Annotated in this window: 15 protein-coding genes; 12 read left to right on the forward strand and 3 right to left on the reverse strand. The window is 60.2% G+C overall.

Annotated elements, in window-relative coordinates; all coding sequences use genetic code 11:
• The first annotated feature begins 79 nt into the window (after window positions 1–79).
• The 3 genes from B5G42_RS00065 to B5G42_RS00075 all read left to right on the forward strand — a co-directional run bounded on the left by B5G42_RS00065 (window position 80) and on the right by B5G42_RS00075 (window position 1,921).
• The gene (locus B5G42_RS00065; protein ID WP_087265538.1) at window positions 80–406 is read left to right on the forward strand and encodes a PadR family transcriptional regulator; all 327 of its coding nucleotides are present in this window, start codon (window positions 80–82) and stop codon (window positions 404–406) included.
• Window positions 399–1,373: an HAAS signaling domain-containing protein gene (locus B5G42_RS00070; protein WP_087265540.1), complete on the forward strand. Its 975-nt coding sequence runs from the start codon at window positions 399–401 to the stop codon at window positions 1,371–1,373. Before B5G42_RS00065 ends, B5G42_RS00070 begins: the two co-directional genes overlap by 8 nt.
• A gap of 65 nt (window positions 1,374–1,438) precedes the next feature.
• Window positions 1,439–1,921, forward strand: coding sequence for a GNAT family N-acetyltransferase (locus B5G42_RS00075; protein WP_087266053.1), 483 nt, complete (start codon window positions 1,439–1,441; stop codon window positions 1,919–1,921).
• An 88-nt stretch (window positions 1,922–2,009) separates the two neighbouring features.
• On the opposite strand, the gene malQ is transcribed toward B5G42_RS00075, so the two are convergent.
• From malQ to B5G42_RS00090, 3 genes are all read right to left on the reverse strand, one after another.
• Window positions 2,010–3,488, reverse strand: a complete 1,479-nt coding sequence (gene malQ, locus B5G42_RS00080) for a 4-alpha-glucanotransferase (RefSeq protein WP_087265542.1) — start codon at window positions 3,486–3,488, stop codon at window positions 2,010–2,012.
• 102 nt (window positions 3,489–3,590) lie between these two features.
• Window positions 3,591–4,106 (reverse strand): DUF4358 domain-containing protein, encoded by a 516-nt coding sequence (locus B5G42_RS00085; protein WP_087265544.1) that lies wholly within the window; start codon window positions 4,104–4,106, stop codon window positions 3,591–3,593.
• On the reverse strand, window positions 4,091–6,583 hold the full coding sequence (locus B5G42_RS00090) for an ATP-dependent Clp protease ATP-binding subunit (protein ID WP_087265546.1): 2,493 nt from the start codon (window positions 6,581–6,583) through the stop codon (window positions 4,091–4,093). The genes B5G42_RS00085 and B5G42_RS00090 overlap by 16 nt, the downstream gene beginning before the upstream one ends.
• Window positions 6,584–6,911: 328 nt before the next feature.
• On the opposite strand from B5G42_RS00090, the gene B5G42_RS00100 reads away from it, so the two are divergent.
• The 9 genes from B5G42_RS00100 (at window position 6,912) to B5G42_RS00140 (ending at window position 17,211) form a co-directional block, all read left to right on the forward strand.
• A complete protein-coding gene (locus B5G42_RS00100) occupies window positions 6,912–7,082 on the forward strand; it encodes a DUF362 domain-containing protein (protein ID WP_087189254.1) in 171 nt (56 codons plus the stop codon).
• 115 nt (window positions 7,083–7,197) lie between these two features.
• Entirely contained in the window at window positions 7,198–8,487 is a 1,290-nt protein-coding gene (gene brnQ / locus B5G42_RS00105) for a branched-chain amino acid transport system II carrier protein (RefSeq protein ID WP_087265551.1), read from the forward strand.
• Between the two features lie 115 nt (window positions 8,488–8,602).
• Complete coding sequence (locus tag B5G42_RS00110) at window positions 8,603–9,352, forward strand: glycoside hydrolase family 25 protein (RefSeq protein WP_087265552.1); 750 nt, start codon at window positions 8,603–8,605, stop codon at window positions 9,350–9,352.
• A gap of 63 nt (window positions 9,353–9,415) precedes the next feature.
• Window positions 9,416–10,330 carry a UDP-N-acetylmuramate dehydrogenase gene (murB, locus tag B5G42_RS00115; RefSeq protein ID WP_087265555.1) on the forward strand — a complete coding sequence of 305 codons (915 nt, stop codon included), beginning with the start codon at window positions 9,416–9,418 and terminating at the stop codon, window positions 10,328–10,330.
• Between the two features lie 11 nt (window positions 10,331–10,341).
• Window positions 10,342–11,202, forward strand: coding sequence for an RNase adapter RapZ (gene rapZ / locus B5G42_RS00120; protein ID WP_087189250.1), 861 nt, complete (start codon window positions 10,342–10,344; stop codon window positions 11,200–11,202).
• 13 nt (window positions 11,203–11,215) lie between these two features.
• Window positions 11,216–12,232, forward strand: a complete 1,017-nt coding sequence (locus tag B5G42_RS00125; protein WP_087189249.1) for a gluconeogenesis factor YvcK family protein — start codon at window positions 11,216–11,218, stop codon at window positions 12,230–12,232.
• A 12-nt stretch (window positions 12,233–12,244) separates the two neighbouring features.
• Window positions 12,245–13,138 (forward strand): DNA-binding protein WhiA, encoded by an 894-nt coding sequence (whiA, locus tag B5G42_RS00130; protein WP_087265557.1) that lies wholly within the window; start codon window positions 12,245–12,247, stop codon window positions 13,136–13,138.
• A gap of 35 nt (window positions 13,139–13,173) precedes the next feature.
• Window positions 13,174–13,704, forward strand: coding sequence for a hypothetical protein (locus B5G42_RS00135; RefSeq protein WP_087265559.1), 531 nt, complete (start codon window positions 13,174–13,176; stop codon window positions 13,702–13,704).
• A 30-nt stretch (window positions 13,705–13,734) separates the two neighbouring features.
• Window positions 13,735–17,211: a DNA polymerase III subunit alpha gene (locus B5G42_RS00140; RefSeq protein ID WP_087265561.1), complete on the forward strand. Its 3,477-nt coding sequence runs from the start codon at window positions 13,735–13,737 to the stop codon at window positions 17,209–17,211.
• The last annotated feature ends 10 nt before the right edge of the window (window positions 17,212–17,221 follow it).

Consider the following 17,221-nt stretch of genomic DNA (forward strand, 5'->3'; position numbering starts at 1 on the left):
CCTTCTGACCGCAGCATCTATGTTGACAAGCAATATTATACGTTATATAATATTATTAGAATGAAAGGAGGCCTTGGATATGACCTTTCCTTTGGGCGCTCCTCTGCTGGATGCCTGTGTACTGGCAGTTCTGGATGAGGGGGACACTTATGGCTACCGTCTGACCCAGCGCATGAAAGAACAGGTGGAGCTATCGGAATCCACCCTATACCCCGTCCTCAGGCGGCTGCAGCAGAGCGGCTGCCTCACCGTCTACGACAAGCCCTTTCAGGGCCGCAACCGGCGCTATTACGCCATCACACCGGCCGGCCGGGCGCTGTTGTCCGGTTATCGAGAGGAATGGGTACGCTACCGCAGCCAGATCGAGGCGCTTCTGCTGGGGGAAAAGGAGGAGAACCATGAATAAGGCAGAATTTTTAAAAGAACTGCATGACATTCTGGCGGGCAAGCTGCCGCCGGAGGAACTGGACGATGTGCTCTCCTACTATGAGGCCTATTTTGCCGATTCCGAAGAGGATGAGGAGACCGTTGCTGAGCGTCTGGGCTCCCCCGCCTCGGTGGCGGAGCAAGTGCTGAAGGATCGGAATGAGCCGACCGAAGAGGTGCCTGCGCCCCAACCTGGCAAGCAAAGAAATCGGGCTTTCTTACCAATCATAGTGTTCTGCGGAGCTGTCGTTCTGGCCCTTCTCCTCTATTTTCTCCTGGTCCGGCCCGATCCCTCCGACTCTGTCCTCCTTCCCGGCCAAACGGCGGACGCCGTCCAAACCCCTGACATTCAGGGCGATTGGGAGGGCGAAGTGGACCCCTTCACAAAACTGGACATTTCAATAGGCCTGGGCAACGTTCAGGTGGAGGAAGGCGACCAGTGGCACCTGCGTCTGATCAACCGTGGGTGGGACAGCCGCTACGACACCACACAGAAATTGAAGTACAGCCAGAACGGCGATACCCTCTCTGTCTGGAGCGTCTCGGACAACATCGCCTCCGGCGAAAGTTCTCCTGATGTGCGGATCCTGATCACTGTCCCAAAGGGCACAGCATTGGAGCAGGCGGATCTAGGCATCGGCGTGGGCGATGTGGACTGGGATGGCTGCACCGTCAGCGGCAAGCTGAGCGTCGAAAGCGGCGTAGGCGATCTGGATGTGTCGGCTCCATTGGGGACGGCCGACCTCTCCACCGGCGTAGGCGATGTAACTTTGAAGGTCACAGGCAGTCAGTCCGACTACGCCTGGCAGCTGAGCACAGGCACCGGCGACATCCGCTTGAATGGGGAGACAGCGGCTCCCTTCACCTTTACCGCCACGGGCGGCAATGGGGACCGGTCTCTCTCCCTGACCAGCGGCACAGGAGATGTCAGTCTGGAATTTCAATGAGTCTTTCTGTTGAGATCATATTTGACTTTTCTAGCAGAGAATCGGGATTTGCAGAGGTAAATAAAATGATTCATCTGGAAAAAATAAACGGTGAAAATATCTGGGACATTTTAAAGTTAAATGTCTCAGATATTCAGAAAAGTTTTGTTGCCAGCAATGATATCAGCATGATCGAAGCGTATATCGCTATTACATCCAATGGATATGCTTTCCCGTTTGGAATTTTTGAAGGTAATAATCCCGTCGGCTTTGTGATGATCGGTTATGATAAAGATGATTACTGGAAAGATGCGCCTGCCATAGCAGATGGGAATTATAACCTGTGGAGATTGATGATTGATAAGAACCATCAAAACAGGGGATACGGGAAACAGGCGCTAGAACTTGCGCTAAGTTTTATCCGAACATTTCCCTGCGGTAAAGCTGATTACTGCTGGCTGTCATATGAGCCAGAAAATGTGGTAGCCAAAGCGCTGTATGCCTCTTTTGGATTTATAGAGACCGGAGAAAAAGACGGAGAGGAACAGATTGCCGTATTAAAACTTTAAGACAATCTCCAGTTTGTCCAATGCTCTGATAGCTTCCCAATAAGCAAAAAACTGCCTGCCGCAGGACTGCGGCAGGCAGTTTTTGACGTTATCTCCGATACGTACGGGTGATCCCGGCCAGCTTTCCAGATACCGTTGGATTAAGGGCATCGGCGCGCACCCGCCAGGACCAGTTCTGATCCCCCAGGGTGCCTGGGGCGTTGACCCGGGCATCCCCGCCCAGACCCAGCAGATCCTGGAAGGGAGCGATGGCCAGACGGCAGGGAGACATCCAGGCCCCACACACCGCGCCCCAGCCGAAGCCCTCATCCTCCCGCAGGCGCAGGTAATCGAAGGCGTACTGACGCTCGGCCGGGTTGGCCTCGGTAAAGAGCCACTGGACAAAGGTGGGGGTATCATGGGTGCCGGTGTACATCACCGCATCCCGGGGACAGTTGTGGGGCAGATAGGCGCTCTCCCCCACCGGATCAAAGGCGTAGACCAGCACCTTCATGCCGGGCAGGCCGCTCTGGGCAATAAACGCCAGGGCGTCGGCGTCCAGGTCTCCCAGATCCTCGGCAATGAGAGCCAGGCCGGGTACCTTTTTCAGCACATCCAGCAGGGCGTTACCAGGCCCCTTCTCCCAGTGGCCCTCCCGGGCGTCCTTGGCGTCCTCCGGAATGGACCAGTAGGTGTGGAAGGCCCGGAAGTGGTCGATACGCACCACGTCATACAGTTTGGCCATATGGGCGCCCCGGCGTTTCCACCAGGCAAAATCGGTCTTTTTGTGATAATCCCAGTCGTACAGAGGGTTGCCCCAATGCTGGCCCTTGTCGGAGAAGGCGTCGGGAGGCACACCGGCCACGCCGGAGGGGCGCATATCCTTTTTCAGCTGGAAGAGTTCCGGATTGCCCCACACCTCGGCGCTGTCAGGCGAGACATAGATGGGCAGATCCCCGATAATGGAGATGCCCTTGGAATTGGCGTAGGTCTTGACCGCCTTCCACTGGCGGAAGAACAGATATTGCAGGAAAACCTGGAAGGCGCACTCCTCCGCCAGTTCCACCCGGTACTGCTCCATGGCCTTGGGTTGACGCAGTCGAACTTCGTCAGGCCAGTCAGCCAGTTCCTTGCCGCCGAAGTGCTCCCTCAGCGCCAAAAAGAGGGCGTAATCGGGCAGCCAGTCCCCCTCCTGTTCTTCAAATTCCTTGAACTGAGCGGCATACTTTGCACGTCCCCGCTCAAACGCCTTCCGCAGCAGAGGCAGCCGCGTCTCGTGAAGCCAGGCATAATCCACCCGGTCCGGATTGTCCCGGCAGGCAGACCGCAGTTCATCCTGGGTCAGCAGTCCCTCCTCCGCCAGCTCATCCAGATCCAGAAACAGGGGGTTTCCGGCAAAGGACGAGGGGGACATATAGGGGGAATTACCCCCGCCCGGCGGTACCAGAGGCAGGATCTGCCAGAATTTCTGACCTCCAGCCGCCAAAAAGTCGATAAACTGCCGGGCCGGCTTGCCCAGCGTGCCGATGCCGTAAGGCCCCGGCAGGGAGAATACGGGAAGCAGGATCCCGCTGGCTCTTGCTTGCATAAACAGGCCTCCACTTCATTGATTACGGACGTTCCTATTATATTACATCCCCCAAAAAGCCGCAACCCTTGAAAGCCGCGGCTTTCAAGGGTTGCCCTCTGATCAGGTACCGGCCTCTATGGCCGTTTTAATGGTGTCCAGCACCTGGTCGGAATCCTCACACATAACCATCAGCACTGTGCCGTCCTCCAGGGTTTCCAGCCTGGCTTTTTCCGCGATGGCATACTGATCGGCCAGGTAGGTCTGGAAATTGCTCTTCTGTCGGTCAATAAAAGCCTGCAATCCGTCCACCACCACGGCCTCCCGGCCCTCGGCGGGCAGAATGGCCGAAATGCCATAGGCCTTGACATTGACGGGAGAGATGGCAATGGCATAGGCCTGCATATCCCCCTCCGTCACACCAATCAGGCCAAAGATGGCGGGGGCCAGATCCGCCTCTTCCGAGGTTATGGCAGGCACCGCCTCGTTCATTTCCGCATCCCTGGCGTTTTCAATGGCGGATTGATAGAGCACAGTCCTTTCCTCCGCCGTCAGGTCTTTTTTCTCCTCCTGTTTGTCTCCGCAGCCCGCCATGACGAGCATCAGAAGCGCCAGAGGGATCATCAGTTGTTTTCGCATGGTTCCTTCTCCTTTTCTGCTTCCTGTCTGTGCAGGGTCAGACTTTTACCGGCCTGATCCACCACCAGGGTATCTCCCCGGCCAACCTTGCCGCCCAGCAGCAGTTCGGCTGCCGGGTCCTCTATTTGGGTACGGATGGCCCGGCGAAGGGGCCGCGCCCCATAGTCAGGGTCAAATCCCAGCCTGGCCAGCACCTCCAGCGCCCCGTCAGTCCAGGTGAGCGTCACCCCAAGGGCTTTGAGCCGCTCCCCCACCCGGGACAGCAGGCGGCAGGCAATGGCTTTGATTTCGCTGCGGCCCAGCTGGGTAAAGACGATGGTCTCGTCCAGACGGTTGAGAAATTCCGGTCGAAATACCTTTTTCAAATCCTCCAGCACTGCACTGCGCAATTCCTCCGGGGTGCGGGTCTCACCGTCCCGGTGCTCGGCAGCGGAAAAGCCCAGTTTGCTGCCCTTTGCGGTAATCTTGGCCGCACCTACGTTGGAGGTAAGCACCACTACCGCGTTGCGGAAGTCGGCTTTGCGGCCCTGGGAGTCGGTGACCACACCGTCCTCCATGATCTGGAGCAGAATGCCCCACACGTCAGGGTGAGCCTTCTCGATCTCATCAAAGAGCACCACGCAGTAAGGCCGCCGCCGCACCTTCTCGGTGAGCTGTCCTCCCTCCTCATGGCCTACATAGCCCGGCGGGGAGCCGATGAGCCGGGAGATGGCGTGCTTTTCCATATACTCCGACATATCAAATCGAAACAGGGCTTCCTCGCTGCCGAAGAGGGCCCCCGCCAGGGCACGGCTCAGTTCCGTCTTACCCACGCCGGTGGGACCCAGGAACAGGAAGCAGCCAGTGGGCCGCTCCGGCTCCTTCAAGCCCACCCGGCCCCGGCGCACCGCCCGAGCCACCGCCTTGACGGCTTCCTCCTGTCCCACCACCCGGCGGTGGAGGTCCTCCTCCAGCTTGAGCAGGCGATCGCTCTCGGCCTGGGTCAGGGTGGTGACCGGGATGCCGGTCCACCCCGATACCACCGCCGCTACATCCTCGGCGGTTACGGCGCCGGTATTCTGGCCTGCCCGCCACAGGGCCTTCTGCTGGTCCAGCTCCCGGCGGAAATCCTCCTCCGCGTCCCGGAGCATGGCGGCCTTCTCAAAGTCCTGGCTGCGGATGGCCTCCTCCTTTTCCCCTCTGGCCCGGGCCACCTTGCTCTCCAGTTCCCGCAGATCGGGAGGGGCCGCCAGCCGGTCCAGCCGCACCCGGGCCGCCGCCTCATCCATGAGATCGATGGCCTTGTCAGGCAGGCGGCGATCCCCGATATACCGACTGGACAGGGCCACAGCAGCGGTGATCGCCCCATCGCTGATGGTGATGCGGTGGTGGGCCTCATACCGATCCCGCAGGCCAAAGAGGATGGCCTCCGCCGTCTTCTGATCGGGCTCTCCCACCAGTACCGGCTGAAACCGCCGCTCCAGGGCCGCATCTTTTTCAATATATTTGCGGTACTCCTCGGTGGTTGTGGCGCCGATGACCTGGATCTCTCCCCGGCCCAGAGCAGGCTTGATGATATTGGCCGCGTCGATGGCCCCCTCGGCGGAGCCTGCCCCTACAATGTTATGGAGCTCGTCAATGAAGAGGATTACATCCCCCACCCGTCGAACCTCGGACATGACGTTTTTGACCCGTTCCTCAAACTCGCCCCGGTACTTGGTCCCCGCCACCATGGCGGACAGGTCCAGGGAGATGAGCCGCTTGCGCTGCAGCTCCTCCGGTACCTCTCCGGCCACCATCATTCGGGCCAGGCCTTCGGCCACCGCCGTCTTGCCCACGCCAGGTTCTCCGATGAGGGCAGGGTTGTTCTTCTGCCGCCGGGACAGGATCTGGATCACCCGCCGGATCTCCTTGTCCCGCCCCACCACCGGGTCCAGCTGACCGCCAGCCGCCAACCGGGTCAGGTCCCGTGCAAACTGCTCCAGCACCTTGGACTCGCCGGGATAATCCCGCTCGGTACGGGGCTTGCCGCTGCCCCGAAAGGAGGGAGGCGGCGGCGCCTCCCCTCCCATGGCGGCGGACAGGTCGCCCCGCAGACGGCGGGGCTCCACCCCAGCGGCGTCCAGCACCCGGACCGCCACGCCGTCCCCCTCACGGAGGATACCCAGCAGCAGGTGCTCCGTGCCCACATACTGGTGGCCCAGACGCACCGCCTCGGTGAGGGAGAGTTCAATGATCTTCTTGCACCGTGGGGTCAGTCCCTGGGAGGGGGCAGCGCCCGGCGTACCCACCCCCACCAGCTGGGCCACGGTCTTTTTCAGCTTCTCCGGCTCCAGGCCGGCGGCCAAAAGCACCTTGGAGGCCACGCCACGGCCCTCCCCAGCCAGCCCCAGCAGCAGGTGCTCGCTGCCCACATAGCCATGGCCCAGCTCCGCCGCGCTCTCCTGAGCCAGCCGAAGCGCGGCCTGGGCCCGCTGGGTAAACCGGGTCTCATTCATGCCGGCGCTTCGCCATCCCTTCCTCCAGGGGAAGAGCCTGCGTTTTTTCTTGACGGGCTTCATACCTTGTGCCACGCCCCTTTTCCTTTGTTCTATGCGGATGGGCCCCGCTGCACGGAGCCCCGTTCAGCTCAGGGGTCAGATCCCCTGCCGCTTCCATGCGGAACCTCGATGTTCTGTCCATCGGATCGCTCCCTTCCGGCTGCGCATCGCAGTTATCATTTTTCCCGCCAGAAAAAAATATACCCATGGTACACACATTTTAGCATTGCAATTTTGAAAAGTTATGATACAATATCGTTAGCTTTGAAGTTTGGAGGTGTATCCAATGGCCTATGTCATCAGCGACGCTTGCGTGAGCTGTGGCGCTTGCGAGGGCGCTTGCCCCGTCGGTGCTATCGCTCAGGGCGATGACCACTACGTGATCGACGCCGGTTCCTGCATCGATTGCGGTACTTGTGCCGACACCTGCCCCACGGGTGCTATTTCCCAGGGCTAATTGACGCACTACGTAAGAAAACAGCGGCATACCACTGGTATGCCGCTGTTTTTACTTCCATACCAAATCCACATTGGGGCCGGTAAGGCCCTCTCCCGCAGAAAGAGAGGATATTATGCAGCTTAAGGGCAAAAGCCTGCTTCTGGTGGGCCTCACGCTGTTCTCCATGTTTTTCGGAGCAGGCAATCTGATCTTCCCGCCCGGCATTGCCGCCCAGGCCGGAACCGCCACTTGGCCCGCATTTCTGGGCCTGGCCATCAGCGCTGTTGGCCTGCCGGTGCTGGGCGTGGTGGCAGTGGCCCGCGCCGGTGGTCTGGATACCCTGTGCAGTCGGGTCCATCCTCTCTTTTCCAAGGCCTTTACCATCGCCGCCTATCTGGCTATCGGTCCCTGCCTGGCCATTCCCCGTACCGCCACCACCTCCTTTGAGATGGCGGTGCCCCCCTTTGCCGGACCGGATGCTCCTCTGTCCCTCTTCCGGCTGATCTACTCTCTGGTGTTCTTTGCCGCCGCTCTGGTCATTGCCCTGCGGCCGGAAAAGCTCACCGACCGGCTGGGCAAGATCCTCTGCCCCATCCTGGTGCTCCTCATCGTGGTCACCTTTGCCGGCTGCCTGGTCAACCCCCTGTCCGGCTATGGAGCCGCCTCCGGCGACTATGTGACCCACCCGGTGGTCAAGGGCTTTCTGGAGGGCTACCAGACCATGGACACCATTGCCGCGCTGGCCTTTGGTATTGTGATCGCGGTGAATATCCAAGCCAGAGGAGTCAGGGAGGACAAAGCTGTGGTCAAAGGCACCATCCGCTCCGGCTTCATTGCCGGGGCCATGCTGCTGGTGGTCTATGCCATGCTGGCGCACATCGGCGCTCTGTCCGGCGGCGCAGTCCCCAACCCCACTGACGGTGCTGCCGCTCTCACCAATGTGGTGGGTCTGCTGTTTGGTCCTCTGGGTAACGCCCTGCTGGCCGCCATCTTCATCATCGCCTGCTTCAATGTGTGCGTCGGTCTGATCAGCTCCTGCGGCGAGTTCTTCCACAAGCTCTTCCCCCGTCTCAGCTACCGGGGCTGGGCAATTCTGTTTGCCGTGGTCAGCATGGTGATCTCCAATGCCGGTCTGGCCCAGATCATTTCCGTTTCCGCCCCCGTGCTGGGGGTGCTCTACCCCATGGCTATTGTGCTCATTGCCCTATCCTTCTTCCAGCGCTGGCTGGAAGGAGAGCGGCTGGTCTATCCGGTGGCCATTCTGTTTACCGGCGTGGCCAGCCTGCTCTATGCCCTCCAGGGCATTGGCCTCCCCCTCTCCTTCCTGACCTATGTGCCTCTGGCTTCCATGGGGCTGGGCTGGGTACTCCCCGCCGTTGTGGGCATCCTGCTTGGTCTGCTTCTGTCCCCTAAAAAGCAGTAACCTTTCCCAAACGGGATACCGCCAACGCGGTATCCCGTTGGTTTTTGCTTGCCTTTTCCCACGCATACGGGTATCATATTGTCTATTGAATCCCTATCCTGTTTGGTGATGCTTTTTGAGACGAGTTTTCCGCATTCTGCGGCGCACGATATTGATCCTTCTTCTGGTGGGAGCAATCCTCCTGCTGGGCTTTTTCTTCCTGCGCTGGCGCGGGCTGATCCTGTACTCCCACGAATCCAACCCGGACCAGTGGGAGGTATTCGGTGTGGACGTATCCTCCTATCAGGGGACGGTGGACTGGCACGCCCTGGCCAGCCAGGGGGTAGATTTTGCCTTTATCAAGGCTACGGAAGGTTCCCTCCTTCAGGACAAGCAGTTTGCCTCCAACTGGAAGGGCTCCCTGGAGGCCGGAGTCCGGCCCGGCGCCTACCACTTCCTCAGCTATGACAGCCCCGGGGAGACCCAGGCTGACAACTTTATTTCCATGGTCCCGGTCACCGATGGGGCATTGCCTCCGGTGGTGGATATTGAATTTTACGGCGAATACCTGGAGAATCCGCCGGAGAAAGCCCAGGTCCAGAGCATTCTGGACCCTCTGCTGGCACGGCTGGAGGAGCACTATGGGGTCAAGCCTATTCTCTATGTAACCTACCGCTCCTACTACAGCTACCTCACCGACGCCAAATACGCCGGTTATCCGGTGTGGTGCTCCAGTCCCACGGTGTTCCCGCTGGTGCCCCGGTGGCACTTTTGGCAGTACTCCCACTCCGCAAAACTGGAAGGCTATACCGGCGCTCAGCCCCTTATTGATCTGAACGTATTCCGGGGCAGCCAAGCGGAGTTTGATGCCTTTGGCCTGGGATAAGAACTTCTAATTTCCCCCTCTTTTTGATATAATACCAGTATGCAAAACTGTAAGGAGGCCCCTATGGACCGTTTTGATACTCTGATTCAGGAACTGCGCCGCCGTGTCCCTCAGCTGGAACTGCGGGAGCAGGAGCCTATGTCGTCCTATACCACCTTCCGCATCGGCGGTCCCGCCCGGCTGATCGCCCTGCCCAGAAGCCGGAAGGAGGCCATCGCCGCGGTCCAGGCGGCCAGAGAACTGGACATCTCCCCTTTCTTTCTGGGCAACGGCAGCGATCTGCTGGTGTCCGATCAGGGATATGACGGTTTTGTCTTGAAAACCGCTGGACTGGATGATGTGCAGGAGGTAAACCACCGTCTGCGGGCGGAGAGCGGTATTCCCCTGGCCCGGCTGGCCATGGCGGCCCTGGGCAGAGAACTGACCGGCCTGGAGTTTGCCCACGGCATCCCCGGTACCCTGGGAGGCGGCGTCACCATGAACGCCGGCGCCTACGGCGGCGAGCTGGTTCAGGTTCTGACCTCCGTCACCTTCCTCAACGAGGCTGGAGATGAGGTCACTCTGCCTGTGGAGGAGTGCGCTCTCACCTACCGGCACAGCCTGTTTACCGACCATCCGGAATGGCTCATTCTGGAGGCCGAGTTTGCCCTCACCCCCGGAGACCCCGCTGCAATCAAAGCCAAAATGGACGAGTTGGCCCAAAAGCGCCGTTCCAAACAGCCCCTGGACCTGCCCAGCGCGGGCAGTACCTTCAAACGCCCCGAGGGCCACTTTGCCGCCGCTCTCATTGAGCAGTGCGGCCTGAAAGGCGTGGGCGTAGGGGGCGCCCAGGTGTCGGAAAAGCACGCCGGCTTTGTCGTCAACCGCGGTGGGGCCACCGCCGACGATGTACGCCGACTGATGGAGCTGATCCAGAACACCGTACTCCGCGAGACCGGCATTGCTTTGGAACCAGAAGTGAAGTTTTTGGGTTTTTGAGGTGAGTTCCTATGGATTTTATTATTATTTCCGGCCTGTCCGGCGCAGGCAAGAGTAAAACCGCCTCCTTCCTGGAGGATATCGGCTTTTATGTGGTCGACAATATGCCCGCCCCCCTGATCCCCAAATTTGCCGAGCTGTGTATGGCAAATCCCTCCCGGTATGACCGGGTGGCTCTGGTCACCGACATCCGGGGCGGTCAGACCTTCGACGGGCTGTTCTCCGCCCTGGACGCCCTCCAGGAGATGGGGTGCGAGTATAAGATCCTCTTTGTGGAGGCCAGCGTGGAGGCCATCATCAAGCGGTACAAGGAGACCCGGCGCAGCCACCCCCTGGCCAGCTCCGCCCACTCCCTGGACGAGGCCGTCCGGCTGGAGCGCACCGTCCTCTCCCCTGTCCGCCAGCGGGCGGAATACATCATCGACACCTCCGCCCTCTCCACCGCCAAGCTGCGGGGGGAGGTGCTGCGCCTCTTCGGCCACGGCGGCGATACCCCCGAGATGAGCGTCAGCGTCATCTCCTTCGGCTTCAAGTACGGTATCCCCATCGAGGCTGATCTGGTGTTTGACGTACGCTTCCTGCCCAATCCCTATTACATTGCCGAGCTGCGCCATCAGACCGGACTGGACGACGGGGTATACGACTTTGTGTTCGGCTATCGCCAGACCACCGAATTTATGAACTATCTGGAGAATCTCATTGGTTTCCTCCTCCCCCTCTATGTGGCGGAGGGCAAAGCTGCTCTGGTCATCGCCGTGGGCTGTACCGGCGGACAGCACCGCTCGGTCGCCATTACCCACGCTCTGGCCGAGTACATCAAGCAGAAGGGCTATCAGGCCACCGAAAATCACCGGGACATGACCCGGGCATAAAGGAGGAGCCGCCGTGTATCAGTCCTTTTATGAGCGCCGCTGGGCCCAGGGGCCCAAGGTCGTCGCCATCGGCGGCGGCACCGGTCTGTCCACCATGCTCCGCGGTCTGAAAAACCACACCAAGAATCTGACCGCCATCGTCACCGTGGCCGACGACGGCGGCAGCTCCGGTATGCTGCGGCAGGATCTGGGGATGCCCCCTCCGGGAGACATCCGCCACTGCATGGAGGCTCTTGCCAATGCCGAGCCTTTGATGCAGCAGCTGCTCACCTACCGCTTCCCCCAGGGCTCCGGCAACCTGACCGGCCAGTCCTTCGGCAATCTGATCCTGGCCGCCCTCAACGGCATTTCCGGCTCCTTTGACGAGGCGGTATCCAAAATGAGCCAGGTTCTGGCCATCACCGGCCGGGTACTGCCTGTGACCAACGCCGACGTGGTATTGGAGGCCACCTTTGAGAATGGCACCAGAGTCCAGGGTGAATCCAAGATCAGCGACTTTAAAAAGGCCCAGGACTGCCGCATCCAGGGTGTGCGCCTGCTGCCCGAGCACCCCAAAGCCTTGCCCGAGGCCATCCGTGCCATCCAGGAGGCCGATTTGATCCTGCTGGGGCCCGGCTCCCTGTATACCAGCGTCATTCCCAATCTGCTGGTGGACGGCATTTCCGAGGCGGTATGCGCCTCCAAGGCCCTGAAGATCTATATCTGCAATATTATGACTCAGGACGGCGAGACCGAGGGCATGACCGCCTCCGACCATGTGAAGGCCCTGCTGCGCCACTCCGGTCCCTGCCTTATTGATATCTGTTTGTGCAATTCCGCCCCGGTACGTCCCGGCCTGCTGGAGCGGTATAAGGAGGAGGACGCCACTCCCATCGTCGTGGACAAAGAGGCCATTGAAGCCTTGGGGGTGGAGCTGGTCACCCGTCCTTTGGCCTCTGAAACCCTGGATTATGCCCGCCACTCCTTTGCCCGGCTGTCCGCCGCGGTGATGGATCTCTACCAGGAGCGGGCCTCCACCCGGATTCTGTAAGGAGGGCGTATCATGTCCTTTTCCACTCAGGTCAAGGCGGAATTGTGCCGCGCCCCCCTCAACCGGAAGTGCTGCGCCCAGGCGGAAGCCTACGGGGTACTGCTCTACTGTTCCCTGTCCACTCCCACCGAGGTCCGCATCACCACCGAGTCGCCGGAGTTTGCCGACCGGCTGCCCCAACTGTTTCAAAAGGCTTTTCAGGTGCGCTTTGACCGCCTGCCCGCAGAGGGGGCGGGCAAGCGCATCTTTTCCATCACCGCTCCGGACAAGTTGTCCGCCCTCTGGTCCGTTTTTGGCCATGATCCGGCGGAGGCGCTGGTTCACCACATCAATTACGCTGTTCTGGAGGAAGATCACTGCCGTACCGCCTTTCTGCGGGGCGCCTTTCTGGCGGGCGGCTCGGTGACCGACCCGGCCAAGCGCTATCATCTGGAACTGGCCACCTCCCATCTGTCGGTGAGCCGGGAGCTCCACGCCCTGCTGCTGGAGATGGGCTTCTCCCCCAAAGAAAGCCGCCGCAAGGCCAACGCCATTACCTACTTCAAGCAGAGCAACGCCATTGAGGATTTTCTTACCGCCATGGGGGCCCCCTTGGCGGCCATGGATCTGATGAACGCCAAAGCGGAGAAGGACCTGCGGGGCAGCATCAACCGCCGGGTCAACTGTGACGCCGCTAACCTGGACAAGGCGGTGGACGCCGCCCAGGGCCAGATCGAGGCCATCTATAAGCTTGAGGAGCGGGGTATGCTGGAAAATCTGCCGGACAAGCTGAAGGAGGCGGTGGACCTGCGTATGGCCCATCCGGAGCTCACCCTGTCCCAGCTGGCCGAGCTGTGCGATCCGCCGGTTAGCAAATCTGCATTCAATCACCGTCTGCGCAAACTGGTAGAACTGGCCAACCGATAGTCATTGGTTCCGCTGCACAGAAAGGAGCGAAGGCTATGGCACGCTTTGTCACTTCTCTGTCCCAGGAGCAGTTGTACCGCCTGCTGATGTCCCTGAACGGGACTATATTGCCTGACGGCAGTCGTCTGAATGTGAAGATATACAACTGGAAGACTGAGATAACCCTCGCTAAAAAAGGTGCTGAGGGCAAAGAGACTTTCAGCGAATGGAAAGGCCGCATTCTGTCCAGAAAGGATGGCAGTGCTGTCATGCGCGGCTACTTCGGCCTCTCCCTGTTTCAGTGCCTCTTGTTTGCCATACCTTTGTCCTTAATATTTTTCTTGTTGCTGTTATTACTGACAGGTAGCAGTCGCTCTGGCCTGCGGCACTTATCACTATTTGAAGTATTCTTTCTCTCCCTATACGGAGATTTCTGGGGAATTGTGATTCCTCTGCTGGGCTGCTATTTTGTCAGCTTCCTGATTCTGCTCAGCTCCAATGTCAACGTGGAGGAGCAGGCCAACCGCAAGATCCTGCGGGACTATCTGACCCAAACGTTCTGTCAGCATACGACAATTCCCCGCTGAACTCCGCTACCATCTCAAGGAGGTATCCCTATGTCCTTTGTCCACCTGCACGTCCATACCGAGTTTTCCCTGCTGGACGGCGCCTGCCGCATTCCCCTACTGGTCAAGCGGGTGAAGGAGCTGGGACAGCCTGCCGTGGCCATCACCGACCACGGGGTCATGTACGGCGTGGTGGACTTCTACAAGGCCTGCAAGGCGGAGGGCATCAAGCCCATCATCGGCTGTGAGGTCTATGTGGCCCCCCGGGGCCGCACCGACCGGATCCATGAGCTGGATGCCGCCATGTACCACCTGATCCTGCTCTGCCGTAACGAGGAGGGCTACCGCAACCTGTGCTACCTGGACTCCTGTGCCTTCACTGAGGGCTTTTACATCCGTCCCCGCATCGACAAGGAGCTGCTTCGCCAGCACTGCGGCGGACTTATCGCCCTGTCGGCCTGCCAGTCCGGCGAGGTGCCCCGGCGCATCCTGGCCGGGGACTATGAGGGCGCCAAGGCCATCGCCCTGGAGATGCGGGAGCTCTTTGGAGAGGACGGCTACTACCTGGAGCTCCAGGACCACAACCTGCCCAATGACCCCGCCATCAACCAGGCGCTCATCCGCATCCACCAGGAGACCGGCATCCCCCTGGTGGTGACCAATGACGCCCACTACCTCCGCCGGGAGGACGCCCAGATGCAGGATACCCTCATGTGCATCCAGATGGGCAAGACGGTGGACGACCCCAACCGCCTGAAAATGGAGACCAGCGAGCTGTACGTCAAGTCCACCGAGGAAATGACCGCCCTCTTCCCCGACTACCCGGAGGCAGTGGAAAACACCCTGAAGATCGCCGACCTATGCAACATGGACTTCCAGTTCGGCACCTACCACCTGCCGGAATTCAAGCTGCCCGAGGGCTACACCGACGGGGACGCCTATTTTGAGAAGCTGTGCCGGGAGGGGTACGCCCGCCGCTACCCTGACAATCCCGAGGGGTACCAGGACCGTCTGGCCTACGAGATGGGCGTCATCCGGCAAATGGGATTTGTGGACTACTTCCTTATCGTTTCGGATTTTATTGGGTATGCTAAAAGCCAGGGCATCCCGGTGGGTCCCGGCCGCGGTTCGGCGGCAGGCTCCATGGTGGCCTACTGCATGAATATCACCGACGTGGACCCCATGAAGTACTCCCTCTACTTCGAGCGGTTCCTCAACCCGGAGCGGGTCACCATGCCCGATATCGACATTGACTTCTGCATCCGTCGGCGGCAGGAAGTCATTGAGTACGTCCAGCGCAAGTACGGCGAGGACCACGTGGCTCAGATCGTCACCTTCGGTACCATGGCCGCCCGAGGGGCCATCCGGGACGTGGGCCGGGCCCTGAACATTCCCTACGCTGACGTGGATGCGGTGGCCAAACAGGTACCCAGCGGCCCCGGCGCCCTCCACATCACCCTGGACCAGGCCCTCCAGCTGTCCAAGCCTCTGAAGGACCTCTACGAGGGGGACGGGCGGGTAAAGGAGCTTATCGACACTGCCAAGGCCATCGAGGGGATGCCCCGCCACGCCTCCACCCACGCCGCTGGCGTGGTTATCACCCGCCGCCCGGTGATGGACTATGTACCTCTGGCCAAAAACGACGAGTCGGTGGTCACCCAGTACGTCATGACCACTCTGGAGGAGCTTGGCCTCCTGAAAATGGATTTTCTGGGCCTGCGGAACCTGACCATCCTGGACGACACGGTGAAGCTGGTGGCCCAGAAGCGTCCCGGCTTCTCTCTGGCCGACATCCCTGATAACGACCCTGAGGTATTCCAGATGCTGTCCGACGGCAAGACCTCCGGCGTGTTCCAGATGGAGTCTGCGGGCATGACCGGGGTGTGCGTGGGCCTGAAACCCCACAACATCGAGGACATCACCGCTATCATTGCCCTCTACCGTCCCGGCCCTATGGACTCCATCCCCCGGTTCATCGCCTGCAAGCACAACCCGGACAAGGTGAAGTACAAGCACCCCGCCCTGGAGCCCATCCTGTCGGTGACCTACGGCTGCATCGTGTATCAGGAGCAGGTCATTGAGATCTTCCGCCGTCTGGCGGGGTACACCATGGGCCAGGCTGACATGGTGCGCCGGGCCATCTCCAAAAAGAAGAAGGCCCAGATCGAGAAGGAGCGGCACACCTTTGTCCACGGCGACCCCGAGCGGAACATTGCCGGATGTATGGCAAACGGCATCCCCCAACAGACCGCCGAGGACATTTATGACGAGATCGAGGCCTTCGCCCAGTACGCCTTCAACAAGGCCCACGCGGTGAGCTACGCCATTGTGGCCTACCACACCGCCTGGTTCAAGTGCCACTACACCAAGGAATACATGGCCGCCCTCCTCACCTCGGTGCTGGACTCCAGCGAAAAGGTGGCGGAGTACATCGCCGAATGCAAGGACTGCGGCATTCCTCTCCTCCCCCCGGACATCAACGAGTCCGGGGCCGACTTCACCGTGTCCGGCGACCACATCCGCTTCGGCCTGGTGGCCGTCAAGGGCGTGGGCCGGGGCTTTATCAATGACGTACTGACAGAACGAAAGAAGGGGGCGTTCACCTCCTTCCCCGACTTCTGCCAGCGAATGTTTGATTCCGACCTGAACAAGCGGGTGCTGGAGAGTCTCATCAAGTGCGGCGCTTTTGACAGCATGGGAATCTTCCGCTCCCAGCTGCTGGACGCCTATGAGTCCCTGGTGGACTCCATCACCCAGAACAAGCGCAAAAATCTGGAGGGACAGTTTGACCTCTTCGGCGGCGGCGGGGACGAGCCCCAGTCCGCCCCCCAGCTCAACCTGAAAAACATCCCTGAGTTCTCCCGCCGGGAGCTGATGACCATGGAGAAGGAGACCACCGGCCTGTACCTGTCCGGCCACCCCATGGATGAGTACCGGGACCTGGTGAAAAAGCGGAAGGCGGCCTCCATCGGCGCCATTCTCTCCGACTTCGCTCAGGAGGGCGGGCCCACCACCTTCCGGGACGAGCAGCGGGTGACCATTGCCGGTGTGGTGTCTGCTTCCCGTACCCGCACCACCCGCAACAACACTCTGATGGCCTATGTCACCCTGGAGGACGACACCGGCTCCATGGAGATGCTGGTCTTTGCCCGCGCCTTGGGCGAGTGCGGCCCCTATCTGAAGGAAAATGTGCCGCTGCTGGCCGAGGGTCGCATCTCCGTCCGGGATGAAAAGGCCCCCCAGCTCATGTGTGACCGGGTACAGCCTTTGGACCACCTGCGGGACGGTTACGAGGAGCCGGACCAGCCCACTTTGAAGATCAAAAAGCTATACATCCGTATCCCCAGCCTGGAGGACTCCCGCTGGCGCCGGATCAAACTGGTGCTCACCATGTTCCCCGGCACGGAGCAGCTGGTGATCCGCTGTGCCGATACCGGCAAGCTGCTGTCCACCCCCTGCGTGATCCATCCAGCCCTCGTCGAAGAACTGAAGGAGCTGCTGGGCGGAGAAAATGTGGTCGTGAAGTAACCATCATGCG

This window comes from Flavonifractor sp. An91 (assembly GCF_002159225.1).
In the GTDB taxonomy this organism is placed as follows: Bacteria; Bacillota; Clostridia; order Oscillospirales; family Oscillospiraceae; genus Flavonifractor; species Flavonifractor avicola.